8 protein-coding genes are annotated in these 17485 nt (G+C 69.8%); 5 read left to right on the forward strand and 3 right to left on the reverse strand.

Translation table 11 applies throughout. The features are described 5' to 3' along the window. Positions 1–99: 99 nt before the first annotated feature. Positions 100–3108 carry a fibronectin type III domain-containing protein gene (locus tag HNQ52_RS11730; protein ID WP_183961360.1) on the forward strand — a complete coding sequence of 1003 codons (3009 nt, stop codon included), beginning with the start codon at positions 100–102 and terminating at the stop codon, positions 3106–3108. A gap of 256 nt (positions 3109–3364) precedes the next feature. Here the strand turns inward: HNQ52_RS11730 and HNQ52_RS11735 are convergent, their stop codons facing one another. From HNQ52_RS11735 to HNQ52_RS11745, 3 genes are all read right to left on the reverse strand, one after another. Then, complete coding sequence (locus tag HNQ52_RS11735) at positions 3365–4630, reverse strand: PDZ domain-containing protein (RefSeq protein WP_183961361.1); 1266 nt, start codon at positions 4628–4630, stop codon at positions 3365–3367. Between the two features lie 68 nt (positions 4631–4698). Beyond that, the gene (locus HNQ52_RS11740) at positions 4699–5271 is read right to left on the reverse strand and encodes a hypothetical protein (protein WP_183961362.1); all 573 of its coding nucleotides are present in this window, start codon (positions 5269–5271) and stop codon (positions 4699–4701) included. Further along, positions 5264–5830 (reverse strand): sigma-70 family RNA polymerase sigma factor, encoded by a 567-nt coding sequence (locus HNQ52_RS11745; protein ID WP_183961363.1) that lies wholly within the window; start codon positions 5828–5830, stop codon positions 5264–5266. Before HNQ52_RS11745 ends, HNQ52_RS11740 begins: the two co-directional genes overlap by 8 nt. 214 nt (positions 5831–6044) lie before the next feature. Between HNQ52_RS11745 and HNQ52_RS17450 the strand changes: the two genes are divergently transcribed. From HNQ52_RS17450 to HNQ52_RS17455, 4 genes are all read left to right on the forward strand, one after another. Then, entirely contained in the window at positions 6045–8057 is a 2013-nt protein-coding gene (locus HNQ52_RS17450) for an endonuclease (protein WP_183961364.1), read from the forward strand. 242 nt (positions 8058–8299) lie between these two features. Continuing rightward, positions 8300–11302, forward strand: coding sequence for a serine/threonine protein kinase (locus HNQ52_RS11755; RefSeq protein WP_183961365.1), 3003 nt, complete (start codon positions 8300–8302; stop codon positions 11300–11302). Further along, complete coding sequence (locus HNQ52_RS11760) at positions 11292–12248, forward strand: hypothetical protein (protein WP_183961366.1); 957 nt, start codon at positions 11292–11294, stop codon at positions 12246–12248. The genes HNQ52_RS11755 and HNQ52_RS11760 overlap by 11 nt, the downstream gene beginning before the upstream one ends. 270 nt (positions 12249–12518) lie before the next feature. Further along, positions 12519–17432 carry a choice-of-anchor D domain-containing protein gene (locus HNQ52_RS17455; protein ID WP_183961367.1) on the forward strand — a complete coding sequence of 1638 codons (4914 nt, stop codon included), beginning with the start codon at positions 12519–12521 and terminating at the stop codon, positions 17430–17432. The last annotated feature ends 53 nt before the right edge of the window (positions 17433–17485 follow it).

Raw genomic sequence — 17485 nt, forward strand, 5'->3', positions numbered from 1 at the left:
GGCCGCGCCCGATACGATCGGGGATCGTCCATGCAAGGCATCACATCCATGTTCCACGCGGCTGCGCGCGCGTGCGCACCCGTGCGCCGTGTCCTTTCCATGCTGCTGCTCGCCTTCGCGGCGACGGCAGCATCCGGCCCCGGGCAGGCGCAAAGCCAGCCGATCCCGGTGTGGTACGACCTGCAGACCCAGGGCGACATCGCCTACCTGCTGCGCAAGTCGCCGGCGCAGATCATGCGGTACGACCTCGCCACGCGGCAGTGGCTGGCGCCGATCCCGCTGGCCGAGATTCCGAGTGCGTTCGTTGTCACAGGCAGCCATCTTTTCGTCGCGTCCGGGCGCAAGGTCGAACGGATGACGCTCACCGGCGGCGGGCTCACGCACGTACAGAACACCGCCAGCGACATCATCAGCCTGCATGTGGACGGCGCGCTGCTGTTCGTCAATGCCACGTCGGATTACTACGCGCGCGTGATGTCGGTGAACATCGGCACGCTGCAGCGCATCGACGAGATCGAGAACTACATCGACAGCCTCCACGGCGCGTCCATTTCCACGAGCGCAAACCGGCTGTTCGGCCGTTCGCAGGGGGTCAGTCCCTCCGACATCACCTACGTGGAGTACGACAACACCGGTAATTTCGTCGCCGGTGGCGCGAGCCCGTATCACGGTGATTACCCCGGCGCATCGAAGACCTGGACCTTCCCCGACGGCGACCGCGTGGTGGACGACTCCGGCACGGTCTACCACGCGAACGACCTGACCTACGCCAACTCGCTGGCGCGGTCGCTCGACGATCTTGCGTTCCACGGCAGCGACATTCCCATCGGGTTGGACGACGACATGCTCGTCGCCTATTCGAACACCCTGCTCGAAACCGGTCGGCATACGCTGCAGCGCGCCGCGCGCGACATCGTGGTGCGCGGCGCCAACGTCTTTGCGTTTCACGAGGACGCGTCGCAGGCGACGAAGGTCGGCGTCGAGATCGTGCCGTTGGCGGCCCTCACGCCCAACGAACCGGGCCAGCCGATATCGCCGCTGGGCCTGGCCTATTCGGTCGACGACGCTGCCATCGACGGCGATGGCGTGATCTATCTGCTGAGCAAGGCACACCACAGCGTGTTCCGCTGGGACATGACCACGCAGACCTACCTCGGCTCCATCGCATTGCCCGAAGCGGCCAGCATCATCGAGTACGCGCCGGCGCTCGATCGCCTGTACGTCGGTGCCGCCAGTCGCACCATCTACCGCGTCGATCTCGCGAACGCAGGGTCGACGGCCGTGCCGCACGTGGTCACGCCGCAGTCCGTCGACACGTTGATCGCGATGGACAACGACCTGCTTGCGTTGAACAACGGCAGCTGGGAGGACCAGTGGCTGTACGGTCCGTCCGGCGCGCTGCTGCTGACGCCGCTCGGGTGCTGCTACGACCGCTACCATTTCTACGACGATGCGCGGAACCTGCTCTACGTCGGTGGATCGCGCCGCAGCTATCTGGGCAACGGTGTCCTTGGCGCGCCGGAAGACAACAACTATTACTTCAACGGCGAATTCATTGCCCTGTCGCACAACGGCCAGTTGCTCGTCGATGGCAACGGGCTGATCTATTCGAGTGCCACGTTCGAGACCATCGACGCGCTGTCGAACGACATCGTGCGCGCCCACTGGAATGCGCAGGGCGTGCTGTTCACCGTGCGCGAGCCGGAGTATGTCGGCAGCGGCTGGGAGCCGGAGTATGCGTCTCCGACCACGATACAGAAGTGGTCGCCGTACTACGCCGTGGAGCGCAGCCTGGTCGTCGAAGGCGCGTACGAGGACATGTTCGTGCGCGGCAACCGGGCCGTGCTCATCACCTCAGTCGACGGCATGCCCAGCTTCAGCGTGCTGGATGCCGCCTTCGGCATCGTGGCGCCCGCGGTGCTGCAGCCGCCGGTGCTGCGCCTGGATCGCGCATCCCTCACGGCCGTCGCGCTGGCATGGTCCGACGTGTCGGGCGAGAACGGGTACGTGGTCGAGCGCCAGCGCGGCGGCGGCGCGTGGTCGCAGGTGGGGGTCGCCGGAGCGAACGAACTGGGCCACATGGATCGCGCGATCGACGACGTCGGCACCTTCCGCTATCGCGTGCGGGCGCGCAACGGCGCGCAGTCGTCGGCCTGGTCGAACGTGGTGGAGGTCGAACTCGAAGGCCTTGGCAACGTCGGCGTCGCGCCCCTGACAGTGGACGTGCGTGCCGACGACGCGGTGCTTGCCGAGGATGGGCGCCTGTTCCTGCTCTCGCGCCAGCACGAGACGCTCTTCGTCTGGTCCACGCCGCACCAGCGCTGGGATGCGTCCATCGGCCTGCAGGGTGCGCCATCGTCGATGGCGTACTCGCCACGCAACGCAGCCGTCTACCTGCAGTACGCGAATGGATCTGTAGGGGTGGTCAGTCTCGCGGCAGACGCGCCAGTGGAAGGCGCGTTCCCGTTCGAAACCGCCGAATCAGGCTGCGGCATCGCCGTGGCCGGTGAGTACCTCGTGGTGTGCGCCGTGCACCCCGACGGCTACTACTCCCAGTTCATCAGCATCGACGCAGCCGGGCGGGCAATCGAGCGTGTCGACAGCGGCGACGCGCTGCACGCGCCGGCGTGGAGCGCATCGTCGGGCAGGCTGTACTACCTGGAGCGGGTGAGCAATCCCGCGTACATCGCGTGGCACGCCATCGCCGAGGACGGTAGCTTCGAGGCGCACGGCGGTGACTATGTCGGCGGCGTTCAGGCGCCGTTGCGCGTGTCGCCCGGCGGTGACGCCATGGTCACCGGCAACGGCGATGTCTATGCGACGTCAGGCTTCGAACGCGTTGGCACGCTGCCATCGGGCGTCGTCGATGCAACGTGGCGGGGTGCCGAACTGCTCACGCTTGCCGACGAGCGCGTGCTTTCGCACCCGGATTTCAGCAGTGAAGTCGAACGCGTGTGGCTGGACGATCTTGGCCAGCGCATTTTCGTGTCGCGCAGCGGCCAGTTGATCGTGCTGACCGAGATCGATGGCATTCGTACCTCGGTGCAGCGCTACGACGCGGCGCTGCAGCCCGTGCCCGAACCCGTGCTCTCGGACGGATTCGAATAAACCCCGGGCCCGGTCCCGTGTGGCGTCAATTACGCCGCGCAGGCCGCGCCCTCATTGACGCCGGCAACAAACTGCAAGGTGGCAACGCAAGTATCCAATCGTCGTGTCACCGTTGCGAACGTATCCCAGCGTTGTCCCGGGGCAAGAGCATCGAAGGTCTCATTCCGCTGCTCCCGAAGTCGCCCGATCCCTGCTCGCATGCGATGAGACGGGTCAGGCTGTCGCGCATTTTTCTGCAGCGCAAAGCGACGCGATGTCAGCGCAGCACTTGCTGCAATACGCCGCGTCCGCGGTCTTCGCCACTCAGCGGAGGCGGCGGTGGCGGGGAGGGCGGGGCGCTCGGTGATGTCGGGGCCGGGGGCGCTGCGTGCGTGGGCGGCGCAGGCGGCGCGGGAGGCGCCGGCGGCGCCGGAAACGCGAAGCGCATCCTCTTCGGTGCGTCGACGCTGGCGCGCTGCGCCTTGCGGTCGCGCAGCAGGGTGATGCCGACCGCCGTGCCGGGCTCCTTGCCGCGCAGCGCGCGCATCGCTTCCTGCGGGGTGTCGACGCGTTCGCCGTCGACCTGCTGGATCACGTCGCCGGGTCGGAGCGCGGCCATCGATTCGTCCGGCGCCGCGAGCACCAGCACGCCGCGATCGGTGCCGAAGTAACGCCCGAGTTCCGGACCCACCTGCGCCAGCTGCAGTCCGTGCCAGCGCCAGGCTTCGGTAAACGCGGAAAATTCGCAGTGGCGGCCGTCGTCGCCGCAGCCTGCGAGCGGCGCGAGCCGACCGAGTGCCATGTCCATGTCCAGCGGCAGTTCGATGTCGGCCAGGCGTTCGAGCTGCGCCCCGTTCCAGACGGTGATGCCCGACAGCGTTTTCGCCACGAGTTCGCTCTCCTGGCGCTTGCCGTCGCGCTGCCATTCCAGGCGCACGGTGTCGCCTTCGTCGAGGTCGGCGAGCCGATCCTGCGCGGCGGCGAGGCGCGCGTCGGCGCCGTCGGCGGCGATGGCCTCGCCGTCGATGCGCAGCAGGCGATCGCCGGCACGCAGGCCGGCCTTCGCTGCCGGGCTGTCGGGCGTGACGGCGAGCAGCTTCACGCCGCTGTCCTCGTCCCGGCCCATCACGATGCCCAGCGCCGGGCGCGCGAACACCGGGCGTCGCAGGGCGGTCTCGATCTGTTCGCGCGCCGCCACCGAGTGCAGTTCGGCCACGCGTGCCGACGCGATGCGCAATTCCTGCCGCGCCGCATCGAGTTCGGCCAGCGCGGCCTGCGCGGCGACGCGCGCTTCGGGTGTCGCCGCCGCGGCAGCCGCGGCGCGCGCCTCCGGCGACCGCGATGCAGCGCTGCGCGCCTGTGCAAGCGCCGCGGCGCGACGTTCGAGCGCGGCCTGCACCGCGGCGCGATCGTCGTGCGCGACCCGAGCGGCCGGTGCCGAGGGCGCGGCGGGTGCGGACGGCGCGGCGGGTGCGGTCTGCGCGAACGCGGGCGCCGCAGCGACCGCGGCGAACAGGGCGATGGCGAGGCGGGTGTGCAACATGGTCGATCTCCGGATGGCGACGTGCCGCGTGCGGCGGCGGATGCGATGGGAAGGAACGGCGGGACGCGTCAGAACACGGCCACCGGCGCGGCCATCGCCTCGTCGCCGTTGGCAGCGAGCAACTGGCGCGTGTTGTGCAGGCCGGCAAGCTGACGCAGGCGCACCAGGCGCTCCTGCAGCAGCGGCAGCTGCGCGGCGGGGTCGAGGTCGGGGCGCCCAAGCAGTGCGTCGATCGTCGCGATGCGGTCGCGAACGTCCAGTTCCACCGACACGCTTGCGCCCGACTCGCTCGCGAGGTTGCCGCTCCACGCCAGCCATGCCTCCAGTTGTGCCGATTCGCGCAGCAGCGCGTCGAGCGGATCGGAGATGGGCCCGGTTCCGGCCTCGGTCAAAACGGGCGTGGTCGGGCGCACGGGGTCCGTGGGTGTGCCGTCGCGCCACAGCGGCAGCGCGCACAGCACGGCCAGCGCCGCGGCCAGCGCGGCCCATCGCATCATGCGCGGGCGCGGCGCCGCACGCGCGGCGGCGGGCAGCTGCGCGGCGATCGCCGGCCACGCCGAGCGCGGCGGCGTGGCCAGCGGCAGGGCGCGCAGGGCCTGTGCGGGCAGCGGGCCGCGCCCGGACTCGGGACGGTCAGACATGGGCCATCACCTCGACATCGACATCGAGCAGCACGCGCAGGCGTCGAATGCCGCGCATCAGCTGCGATTTTGAAAAACTCACCGTGCGTCCCATCTGCGCCGCGATCTCCTCGTGGGTGAAGCCTTCGGCGTGGTACAGCCACAGCACGCTGCGCGTCACGTCGGGCAACTGCGCGAGGGCGCGTTCGAGCGCGGCGCCGTCGGCGGCGCGGGACGGCAGCGCGGCGTCGTCGTCGTGCTGCGGTTCGGGCACCTCGGCAACGAAATCCAGCGGCGCGCGACGGCGCAGCCGCATGAGCGCCTCATTCAGCGCGATCTGCCGCAGCCAGCCCCAGAACGGGGATTCGCCGCGGAACTCGCCGATGCGTCGGCACACCTTCAGCATTGCATCCTGCAGCATGTCCATGGCCTCCTCCGGATCGCCGAGCAGACGCAGCCCGAGCGTGTAGACCGGCCGCTCGAACCGGCGATACACCTGTTCGAACGCCGCCGCCTCGCCGCCGCGCGCGCGGCGCAGCAGGCTGTCGGGCACATCGATGGCGAAACTCGACCCTGTCACTGGAACCCGTTGTCCTCTGCTGGGGCGACCGTCGCCGGCGCGGTGCGTGCCTGTGATCGATAAGGATGCGCGCGTGCGCAAAACGGTCGCAGACCCGAGTCGTCACGAATCCGCCGCGGACAGATGCTAGTCTCGCCCCATCTGGCCGGGGGTTCACGGGGGGTCAGGCCAACCGCTTCCGCCGCACTGCGGCCTTGCTGGAAAGGTTGGGGACATGATGCATCGGAGCTTGCGCAGCGCGGCGGGGGCCGCGTTCTGGATCGCGATGGGCACGGCGAATGCCGATGTCTTCATCAACGAGCTGCACTACGACAACGTCGGCACGGACAGCAACGAAAAGATCGAAATCATCGCGCCGGCCGGCACGAACCTGGCCGGCTGGAAGATCGTCCTGTACAACGGCAGCGGCGGCGCGACCTATGCCACGTACACGCTGTCGGGCACCACCACGAACCAGTGCGGCGGGCACGGCACGGCGGTGGTCACCGTGCCCGCGAGCCCCGGCCTGCAGAACGGCGGGCCGGACGGGCTCGCGCTCGTCGACGCGAGCAACGCGGTGGTGCAGTTCCTGAGCTACGAAGGCACGTTCACGGCGAGCAACGGGCCGGCGGCGGGCATGACGAGCAGCGCGATTGCGCAATCGGAAACCACCGACACGCCGGTCGGGCATTCGCTGCGGCTGACGGGCACGGGCACGGCGTATTCGCAGTTCACATGGGCCGCACCGGCGGCGAGCAGCTTCGGTGCGTGCAACCCGGGGCAGACGCTGTCCGGCGGCGGTGGAGGCGGCGGCAACGTGCTCGTCAACGGCGTGCCGGTGTCGGGCCTGGGCGCGGCGACGAACGCGGCGCTGAACTACACCATCGTGGTGCCGTCGGGTGCCGGCAATCTCGTCGTCGCCACCTCGGGCGGCAGCGGCGACGCGGACCTGTACGTGCGCCACGGCACTGCGCCGACCACGTCCACGTTCGATTGCCGGCCGTATCTCTCGGGCAACAACGAAACCTGCACGTTCGCATCGCCCGCGTCCGGCACCTGGCACGTGATGGTGCGCGCCTACAGCGCGTTTTCCGGCGTCACGCTGGCCGGCAGCTACACGTCGGGCGGCGGCGACAGCGCGCCGACGGTCGTTTCCACCGTGCCCGCGAGCGGCGCCAGCAATGTGGCGGTCGACAGCAATCTCGTCGTGACGTTCAGCGAGCCCGTCACCGCGGGCAGCGGCGCGTTCGGGCTCGCGTGCGGCGCCAGCGGCACGCATGCGGTCGTGCGCAGCGGCGGTCCGACCACGTTCACGCTGAATCCGTCGATCGATTTCGGGCCGCTCGAAACCTGCACGCTCACCATCGTCGCAAGCCAGGTGCTCGACCAGGACGGCACGCCGACGGCACTGGCCGGCAACGTCGTGCGCAGCTTCACCACCATCGGGTCGGGCAGCGGCTACTACGGCGCGGTGAACACGGGCTCGGCGGCGGCGCTGCGCAGCTCGCTGCATCCGGTGATCGACGACCACGTGCGCTTTCCGTACACCGGTTCCGGCACCGACACCTGGGACGTCCTCGCCGTGGCCGACCAGGATCCGATGAATGCAAGCCGCGTGCTCGACATCTACCGCAACGCCTCGCTCGCCAAGCAGACCGGCGGCAACGACTTCTACAACCGCGAACACACCTGGCCCAACTCGCTCGGTTTCCCGAACGATGTCGCCAGCAATTCGGCCTACACCGACCTGCACATGCTCATGGTCTCGGACATCGGCTACAACAGCGCGCGCGGCAACAAGCCGTACGACAACTGCAACGCCAGCTGCACCGAGTATCCGACCGCGGCCACCAACGGCGCGGGCGGCGGCAGCGGCACCTACCCGGGCAACTCGAACTGGGGAAATTCCAGCGTGTTCCAGGTGTGGCACAAGTTCAAGGGCAACGTCGCGCGCGCGATGTTCTACATGGACCTGCGCTACGAAGGCGGCACCAACGCCGTCACCGGGACGAGCGAACCGGACCTGCGCCTCACGAGCGATCTCTCGCTCGTGGTCGGCACCGGCGGCAACGCGTCGGTGGCCTACATGGGCAAGCTCTCGACGCTGCTGCTGTGGCACCAGCAGGACCCGGTCGACACCGCCGAACAGCTGCGCAACGAAGTGGTGTACAGCTACCAGGGCAACCGCAATCCGTTCGTCGATCATCCCGAGTGGGTCGCGTGCATCTACGGCGGCGTGTGCAACTGAGTGGATGAACGTGCCGGGGGCGGCGATGGCGCCGCTCCCGGCAGCGAGGCAGGCGAGGTGCGGCGGGAGCGAGTGGAGAGGAGCGAGAAACGAGTGGGACCGGAGCGAGGCGTGGCGACTCGTTTCTCACTCCTCTCCACCCATTTCCGCTCCGCTGCCGCGCCCTCCGCCATGACACGCGACGGCCCGATCCCGCGTCAACCCGATGCTATGATCGAGCCGTCCCTCGCCCCCGCGCGCGCATGACCCAGCCGTCCATCCAGATCCCGGGCTACGAGTTCGTGCGCGAACTCGGCGTCGGCGGCATGGCGACGGTCTACCTCGCGACGCAGACCTCGCTCGAGCGCCGCGTCGCCATCAAGGTGATGCGGCGCGCCGGCGTCGACGACAACTTCGAGAAGCGCTTCCTGATGGAAGGGCGCACGATGGCGAAGTTGCCGCACCGGAACATCGTCGGCGTGTACGACATCGTCCAGAACGACGCGATCAACTACATCGCGATGGAGTATCTCGGCGGCGGCACGCTCGGCGACAAGCTGCAGGACGGCCTGTCGCTGGCCGAGGCGATTTCGGTGGTGGTGCAGATCGCAGGCGCGCTGCAGTTCGCGCACGACAATGGCGTGGTCCATCGCGACCTCAAGCCGGCCAACATTCTCTTCCGCGACCGCCACACGCCGGTGCTCACCGACTTCGGCATCGCCCGCCAGCGCGACGCGCAGGCAACGCGCCTCACGCAGACCGGCATGATGATCGGCACGCCGACCTACATGAGCCCGGAGCAGGCGATGGGCGGCGATGTCGACGGCCGTTCGGACCAGTACAGCCTCGGCGTGATGTTCTACGAGATGCTCACCGGCAGCGTGCCGTTCGGCGGCGAGACGCCGCTCAACGTGGTGCTCGCGCACATCAACACGCCGCCGCCGCCGCTGCCGCCGCAGTTCGTGCACTTCCAGCCCACCATCGACCGCATGCTGGCGAAGGAGCCGGCCCACCGCTACGACGACCTGCATGTCTTCGTGCGCGAGCTCAAGGCGCAGCTGACCGGCAGCGAGACCATGCTCGCACGCCTGCAGATCGATCCGAACCAGACCGCCTCGCAACAGCTGCGCCTGCTGGGGTTTTCCGAAAGCCAGATCAACACCGGCTCGGCCGATGCCTCGCACGTGCGGCGTGCGGCGACGAGCGACGGTGCGCGTGCCGCCGCGCGCGCGAGCGGGCCGGGCGTGCGCATGGACGCACCGACGCGCAAGCGCGCCCGGCCGCAGCGCCCGGCGTGGCTGCTGCCGGCGGCCGCCGCGCTCGTGCTGCTGCTGGTCGGCGCGGGTCTGTGGTTCGTGCTCGGCGGACGCGACGAACTCGATCCCACAATGCGCCGCCTCGCCAACAACACGCTCAAGCAGGTCGACCTGCTGGTGGAGCAGGGCAAGCTCATCGCGCCGGCCGGCGACAACGCCTTCGAGGAATTGCAGACCCTGCAAAGCGCCACCGGCGCGATGCCGGAGATCGACGAACGCCTGCAGCGCATCGTCGACACGCTGCAGGCGCAGGCCGAACAGGCGCTGGCGAACGGCAACTTCGCCGCCGCCGAAACACGCATCGGCGAGGCGTTGGCGGTGCGGCCGGACGACGCGCGGCTGGCGTCGCTGCGCCAGCGCATCGAGACCGGAAAACTCGCCGCCGTGCGCGACGCCCGCGTCGCCGAATTGCTGACGCAGGCGCAGACGGCGCGCGCCGCCGGGCGCGTGCTCGGCGACGGCGGCGACAACGCGCTTGCGCTGGTGCGGCAGGCGATGGAGGTGGACGCGCAAAGCGCTCCGGCGCGAACCCTGCTCGACGCCATCGCCGCCGATGCCCTCGCACCCGCACGCACCGCGCTTGCCGCCGGCAAGCTCGACGACGCAGCGCGGCAGCTGCGCAGCGTCGCCAGCGATCTCTCGAGCGAAGCGGCCTGGCAGACGCTCGACGCGGAATTGGCCGCAGCCCTGGCACGGGAGGAACAGCGCAGCCGCATCGCAGGCTTCGTTTCGCAGGTGCGCAACCAGATCGCCGCCGGCAACTACGCCGAACCGGCCGGCGACAACGCACTCGAAAGCCTCGCCCGGCTCGCCGAGCTCGACGCCGCGAACGCCGACGCCGCCACGCTGCGCGGCACGGTGGCGGCTGCGCTCGCAAAACAGGCGCAGGCCGCGGCGGGCGACGGCGACATCGCCACCGCACTCGCACGCTACGACCAGGCCCTGCTGGCGCAGCCGGATCCGGCCATCACGGCCGCCCGCAACGCCCTCGCGCAGCGGCTGGACCAGCGCCAGGCGCAGATCGCGCAGGGCCTCAACGAGGCGCGTGCGGCGATCAATGCACGGCGCTACGTCGCCCCGGCCGGCTCCAGCGCGCGCGATGCGCTGCTGCGCGTGCGCAGCCTCGACGCCGGCAACGCCGAGGCCACGCGCCTGCTCGCCGGACTGCCGTCGCTGGTGCGCGATGCGGCGCAGGAACTTGCGAAGGAAGCCCGCTACGACGACGCCCTCGCATTGCTGCGCGAAGCCGCCGGCGCGTGGCCGGACGACGGCGCGCTGGCCGTCGCCACGCGCCAGATCCAGGCCGAACGCGATCGCGGCGAGCGTGCCGCCTCGCGTGCGGCGCGCCTGGCCGAATTGCAGGAGCTGCTCGCGCGCCGCCAGCTCAACGCCGACAGCGCCCGCGCCATCGGCAGTGCGCTGACGGCGCTGCAGACCCTCGACCCGGCCGACGCCGAGGCGCGCGCGTTGCGCGAGCGCTTCCTGCGCGGCATCGGCACCGTCATCGATGCGGCGAAGACGCCGGCCGATCTGGCGCCGCTGCCGCCGGTGCTCGAACAGCTGCAGCAGCAGCTCGGCGCGTCCAGTGCCGACATCGTTGCGTTGCAGGCGAGCTTCGTCGCCGCGCGCACGCGCCTGCAGGCGGCCGAGGACGCACGCATCGCCGCATCGAGCGGCACGCTGGTGCTCAATGCCACGCCGTGGGCGAACGTGGAATCGGTCGTCGACCAGGGCACCGGCAAGGCCCTCGCGCTGCCCGACGACCGCAGCACGCCGCTGCGCCTGGTCGCGCCCGCGGGCACGTACCGGGTGAGCTTCCGGCATCCCGACGTGGCGCAGCCGGTGGCCGTCGTCGCCACCCTCGACGCGCGCAAGACGCAGGCCACGAGCGCCGCATTCCGCACCCTCACTGCGGCCGACTATCTGAAGCGGGCAGGGTATGCGCAGTAGACCGCCACGCCGCAAGCGCTCGCTTGCGTGCGGCATCGCGTTGTTGGGTCTTGCCTGCGCGCTGCCCGCGCACGCGGACTGGAAACGCGATTACGACCGCGGCCTGCGTGCGTTCGAGAAAGAGAACTGGGCCGACGCCGAGGCCGCATTCCGCGCCGCGCTCGCCGAGGAACCGACACCGGATGCGCGCAAGCGGTTCCAGGGCGTGCGCACCGCAGTCTACGTTCCACACTACTACGCAGGCGTCGCGGCCTGGCGCCAGGGGGCGTGCGAGCGCGCGCTGCCGCTGTGGAGCAACGCCGCGAGCACGGCCGTCGTCGCAGGCATCACCAAGCTCGATGCCGAGCAGGAGCGCGGCATGCTCGACTGCCGGCGCAAGCTCGCGAGCGCGGCTGCGCCGAGCTCCGGCACCACCGCTGCGACATCCACACGACCTCCTTCGCCATCGACGTCGCCGCCAGCCGCGTCGACGCGTGCGAGCGAGCCAAACGCAACGGCCACCGCAGCAGCGGCCTCCGGCACGGCGAAACCCGCGGCGGCGACACCGACTCGTCCAGCACCCTCCTCGCCGCAGACCACGCAAACCGCGCCTGCCGCCCCGCCGCCGCCCACGGCTGCGGCTGCGGCTGCGGCGCCCGCGCAGGCCACCGCGTCCGCGGCACCGGCGGTCCTCGTCACCGCCGTCGAGCAGTACCTGGGCGGCCAATACGCCGCGTTGCTGCAACTGGATCCGGCGCGGTTCGCCGATGGCCGTTCGCGCGCCCAGGCCCATCTGCTGCGCGCCGCGGCGCTTCACGCCAGCGGCGTGCTCGACGGTGACCTCGACGCACGACTCGATGCCGTCGGCCGCGACATCCGCGCCGCGCGCGCCGCCAACGCTTCGTTGCAGCCGGATGCCGCGCTGTTCTCGCCGCGATTCCGCGCCGTGTGGCAGCGCACGCGCTGAGCGGATCGACTGCGCCAGCGCAGCGCACCTGATGCGGCGAGTGCATCCGGGCCTGCGTCGACGCATCCGGGTTGACTGTCGTGCATTCGCTGGATACGGTTCGAGCGGGGGAGCACCTCGATCGATCGGTTCGTGTCAGGACGCACGGATCCGCACATCGCACGCCACGCCGCGCGGATGCCGCGGTGCAGCGCAACCAGCAATGCAGCAGTGCAGAATGGGGACATCATGAAGGGTATTGGTCGAGGCGCCGCGGGGCGCCTGCGGGCGTTGACGTATTTTCCGGTCGCGTCGCTGATGCTGGCCGCCGCCATCGTGGCGATGCCGGTACACGCCGTCGCACCCGAACGCGATACGGACGGTGCCCGCGTCGCCGCGCAGATGCAGCCGGCCACCGCGATCAAGGCCTCGGCATTGCAGCAGATGGCGGTACTGCGCTCGATCAAGGCCAACAAGAGCGCCACCCAGCGCAAGATCGATTCGCGGCTGTTCCTCGGCATCCTCAACGCCCGCGACGACCAGCGTGCACGCGCGCTGCCGGACTTCCGCTTCGTGCGGCCCGACTCCGACGGCCGCGTCGAGGTGGAGGTCATCCTGTCCGGCACCACCGGAATGAAGCGCCTGCTGACCGAACTGCAGAACGTCGACGCACAGGTCAGCTGGCGCAGCAGCGCACGCACACATCTGCTCGCGCGCATGCCGTTGCAGGCGGTGGAACGGATCGCCGCGCTGACGGACGTGCGGCGCGTGCGTCTGCCCGTGCCGGCGATGACCAACGCGATCAACACCTCGGAAGGCGACCTGACCCACGGTGCGGAAGCCGCACGCAACGTCTATGGCGTCTCGGGTGCGGGCGTCAAGGTGTGCGTACTGTCCGACGGTGTCGATTCGCTCGCCACGCTGCAGGGCAGCGACGATCTGCCGGCCGTGGACGTGCTGCCCGGCCAGGCCGGCTCCGGCGACGAAGGCTCGGCCATGCTGGAGATCATCCACGATCTGGCGCCGAACGCGGAACTCGGCTTCGCCACCGCCCTGCCCAACGAAGCGCAGTTCGCGCAGAACATCCTCGATCTGGCCGCCGATGGCTGCAACATCATTGTCGACGACATCATCTATCTGGCCGAGTCGCCGTTCCAGGACGGCCCGATCGCGCAGGCAGTCAACACGGTCACCGCCGGCGGCGTGCTGTACTTTTCCTCGGCCGGCAACGAAGGCAACAAGGACGACAACACCTCGGGCACCTGGGAAGGCGATTTCGTGCCGAACGGAACGCCGCCCGCGCTCGCCGGCGCGGGGCCGGTGCACAACTTCGGCGATGGCGGCCAATCGATTCTGATCGAGGCCGGGTCATCCGGAACGCCGGCAATCCTGATCTGGGCGGAGCACTACGACGCAACCACGGGCCTTGCTTCGACCGACTACGACCTGTACGACATGAATGCCGCGCTGACGACGGTGTTCGATGCCAGCACGGACACGCAGGACGGTGCCGGCGGGGACGATTTCCCGATCGAGTTCATCGGTGGCGGCGCGTTCGCCGGCGAGCGTCTGGTCGTGGCGCAGTTCGCCGCTGGCGCGACATCGAGCACGCCGATGTTCAACCTGATCCTGTTCCGCGGCGAACTCGACGACGCCCTGAGCACCGGCGGCACCACGCGCGGCCACAGCGCCGCAGCCGAGGCCTACAGCGTCGCCGCGACGCCTGCCGCGGCATCGCTGGACGGCGTGTCGGGGGATGGCCCGTTCCCCGGCCTGTTCACCACGGCAGACACAAGCGAAAGCTTCAGCGCCGACGGCCCGCGTCGCATCATCCTCGACCCGGCGGGTGTCGAACTCACGCCGGGCAATCGCACCAGCACCGGCGGTGTCGTCCGGCAAAAACCGGACGTCACGGCGGCCGACGGTGTTGCCACGGCAGCCCCCGGCTTCAATCCGTTCTACGGAACCTCGGCCGCCGCGCCGCATGCCGCCGCCATCGCCGCGCTGCTCAAGCAGGGCGATCCCGCGGCGACACCGGCACAGATCCGCGCGGCGCTGATCAGCACGGCACTGGACATCGAAGTGCCGGGTGTGGATCGCACCACCGGTGCCGGCATCGTCATGCCGGCACCTGCCTTGCAGACACTGGGTGTCGCGCCGGCAGCGTTCCTGGCCGAAGGTGCGGTCGTGTCCACGCAGATCGTCGGCGACGGCGATGCCTTCATCGAAGGCAACGAGGACTGGTCGCTGGTGATTCCGCTGGAAAATGTCGGCGGCGCAACGGCGACCGACATTTCGGCAACGTTGTCCAGCGCCACGCCCGGCGTCACCGTCCTTTCCGGTGTGTCGACGTATCCGGATCTGGCGGCTGCGGCCTCTGCGCCGAACGCCACCGCCTACACGTTTTACGTGGATCCGTCGGTCACGTGCGGCGGGTCGATCGAGTTCACCCTCGATGTCACGTACACCGGCGGTGGGGCACCGTCGCAGACGTTCGTGCACAGCTTCCAGGCCGGCGCTCCCGGCGCCCCCGTAACCCTGTCCTACGCCGGGGCTCCGGTGGTCATCCCCGACGGCGCCGACCTGACGGGCACGGCGCCGGGCGCAGCCGTCGACGCGGCGATCGCCGTCGCCGACGCGGGATCGGTCTATCGCATCGCGATGAGCATCGATGGCGACACCTGCAACGCCAACGTCGGCAGCACGACGGTCGGCCTCGACCATACGTTCGTCAATGACCTGCAGCTGACCCTGCTGTCGCCGGCCGGCACCGCCGTGCTCGCGATCAACAACACCGACGGCAGCGGCAACAACTTCTGCCAGACCGTCCTGGACGAAGACGGCGGCGGTGTGAATATCCAGACGGTGCTCACGGCGAACGCGCCGTTTACCGGCTCGTTCGTGCCGAATGCCTCGTTTGTCCCGTTCCGCGGCGAAGACATGACCGGCAACTGGACACTGCGTGCGCAGGATTTCTTCTCCGGGGACACCGGCAACATCCGCGCCTGGTCGGTCACCGTCACGCCCGCGATCTGCGATGCCCCCGCGCAGACCGTGCAACTGGCCGCCACCAAGACCGTTGCCGGCACCTTCGAGGAAGGCGGCGCCGTCACGTACACGGTGGAGATCACCAACACCGGCACCGGCCTGCAGCCGGACAACATCGGCGACGAGTTCACCGATACGCTGCCTGCGGGTCTGACGCTGGGCACGCCCACCGCGACGGACGGCACGGTCTCCGCGGCCGGAGTGAACCCGGTGACGTGGAACGGCAGCCTGCTGCCGGGCGCCACGGTGACCATCACCATCCCCGCGACCATCGATGCCGGCACGGCAGGCATGTCCATCGACAACCAGGCCACGGTGAACTTCGACACCGATCGCGACGGCAGCAACGAAAGCAACGCGCTCAGCGACGACCCGGGCACCGGCGCGCCCAACGACGCGACCGCGTTCGTCGTGCTGCAGGGCGAGCTGTCGATCGCGCCTGCGGCCATCGCATTCGGCGATGTGGTGGTGGGCGACACCAGTGCCGCACAGGCGGTGACACTGGAGAACATCGGCGATGCGCCGCTGAACGTCACCTCGATCGATGCTGCGGCAGCGCCGTTTGCGCCGGACGGCAGCGGCGATTGTCCTGTGGCGCCGTTCCCGTTGGCGGCCGGTGCCAGTTGCACGCTGGCGTATACCTTCTCGCCGGCGGTCACGGGTCCGGCTGCAGCGTCGATCGCTGTGGCGGCCGATGTGCCCGGCGGCGGCACGATCGATCTGTCGGGCAACGGCACGCAGGGCAACCTCACGATCGCGCCCGCGCTGGTGGACTTCGGCAACGTTGCGGTGGGTGCGACCAGTGTCGCCTCGGTGGTCACCTTGTTCAACGATGGCACCGCGTCGCTGGAGGTCACCGCGATCGACGCCGCCACGGCGCCGTTCGCACTCGATGCAGGCAGCACCTGCGCCGCGGTGCCGTTCACGCTGGCGCCGGGAACCGGCTGCGATCTGGCCTACACCTTCGGACCGGTCGCGGCTGGTGCGGCGGCGGACACGATCGCGGTCACCGCAGACGCACCGGGGGCCGGCAGTTTCGATCTCTCGGGTGTCGGCACGCTGGGCGAGCTGACGGTGGCGCCTGCCGTGCTCGATTTCGGCGACATCCCCGTGGGCAACAGCTCGGCATCGGAAATGGTCACGCTGACCAACACCGGTGACGCCGCGCTGCAGGTCGTCAGTTTCGCCACGGCGTCCGCGCCGTTCGAGCAACTGGCCTTCGGTAGCTGTCCGGGCAGTCTGCCGTTCGCGCTCGCGCCGGGCGAGTCGTGCACCGTGTTCTACCGGTTCCAGCCGACCGCGGCGGGCCTTGCCAGCGAAGCGATCGCCATCGGCGACGACAACGGAGGTTCCGCTGGCTTCACCCTGCGCGGCACCGGTCTGCTCGGTCAGCTCGCGGTGGCCCCGCTTGCGCTCGACTTCGGTGATATCGAAGTCGGCGATACCAGCGCGCCGCAGGAAATCACCCTCAGCAACCCCGGCAATGCCGCGACCTCCATCAACGGCATCTCCGGCCCGACCCCGCCGTTTGCGCGCACGGGCGGCGGCACCTGCCCGGCCGGCGCCTTCTCGCTTGCCGCCGGCGACAGTTGCACGGCGCAGTTCACCTTCAGCCCGACGGCGTCGGGCGCGGCCAACCAGAGCGTCACCGTGATCGCGGCGGACGTCGACATTCCGAGCATCGACGTGTCGCTGAGCGGCACGGGCTTCACCGTCGGCGCGGTGCTCAGTGGCGCCATCGATTTCGGCGAAGTCGGCGTCGGTGAAGGCGGCGCCGTCACGGAGCAGGGCGTGTCCATCACCAACACCGGCGGCGTGCCGGTGGAAGTGACCGCATTCGGCGAAGCGACCGCGCCGTTCTATTACGCCGGCACCACCTGCGCAGCGCTGCCGTTCACGCTGCAACCGGGCGAGTTCTGCATCGTCGGCTACGGCTTCTCGCCGACGGACGCGGGCGAGTTCTCGCAGACGCTGACCTTCGTGACCGAATTCGGCGATCTGGACGTGACGTTGAACGGCGTCGGCACCGGCGGCGGAACCGTCACGCCGCCGACTCCGCAGCCGCTGCACATCCCGACGCTGTCTGCCCTCGGTCTGCTGCTGACCGCGTCCCTGCTGGCGCTGCTGGGCTTGCTGGGCATCCGACGCCAGTTCTGATGCCAGGCACGGCGGCGCGCACGCCGCGCCGCCGTGCGGCATCGAAGGTGCGA

Origin of the sequence: Chiayiivirga flava, from assembly GCF_014202825.1 — a bacterium.
Classification (GTDB): domain Bacteria; phylum Pseudomonadota; class Gammaproteobacteria; order Xanthomonadales; family Xanthomonadaceae; genus Chiayiivirga; species Chiayiivirga flava.

Bases quoted from the DNA above. Each gene is read 5' to 3' on its own strand.
- HNQ52_RS11730 (WP_183961360.1), top strand. From the start codon at position 100: ATGCTGCTGCTCGCCTTCGCGGCGACGGCAGCATCCGGCCCCGGGCAG.
- HNQ52_RS11735 (WP_183961361.1), bottom strand. From the start codon at position 4,630: ATGTTGCACACCCGCCTCGCCATCGCCCTGTTCGCCGCGGTCGCTGCG.
- HNQ52_RS11740 (WP_183961362.1), bottom strand. From the start codon at position 5,271: ATGTCTGACCGTCCCGAGTCCGGGCGCGGCCCGCTGCCCGCACAGGCC.
- HNQ52_RS17450 (WP_183961364.1), top strand. From the start codon at position 6,045: ATGATGCATCGGAGCTTGCGCAGCGCGGCGGGGGCCGCGTTCTGGATC.
- HNQ52_RS11755 (WP_183961365.1), top strand. From the start codon at position 8,300: ATGACCCAGCCGTCCATCCAGATCCCGGGCTACGAGTTCGTGCGCGAA.
- HNQ52_RS11760 (WP_183961366.1), top strand. From the start codon at position 11,292: ATGCGCAGTAGACCGCCACGCCGCAAGCGCTCGCTTGCGTGCGGCATC.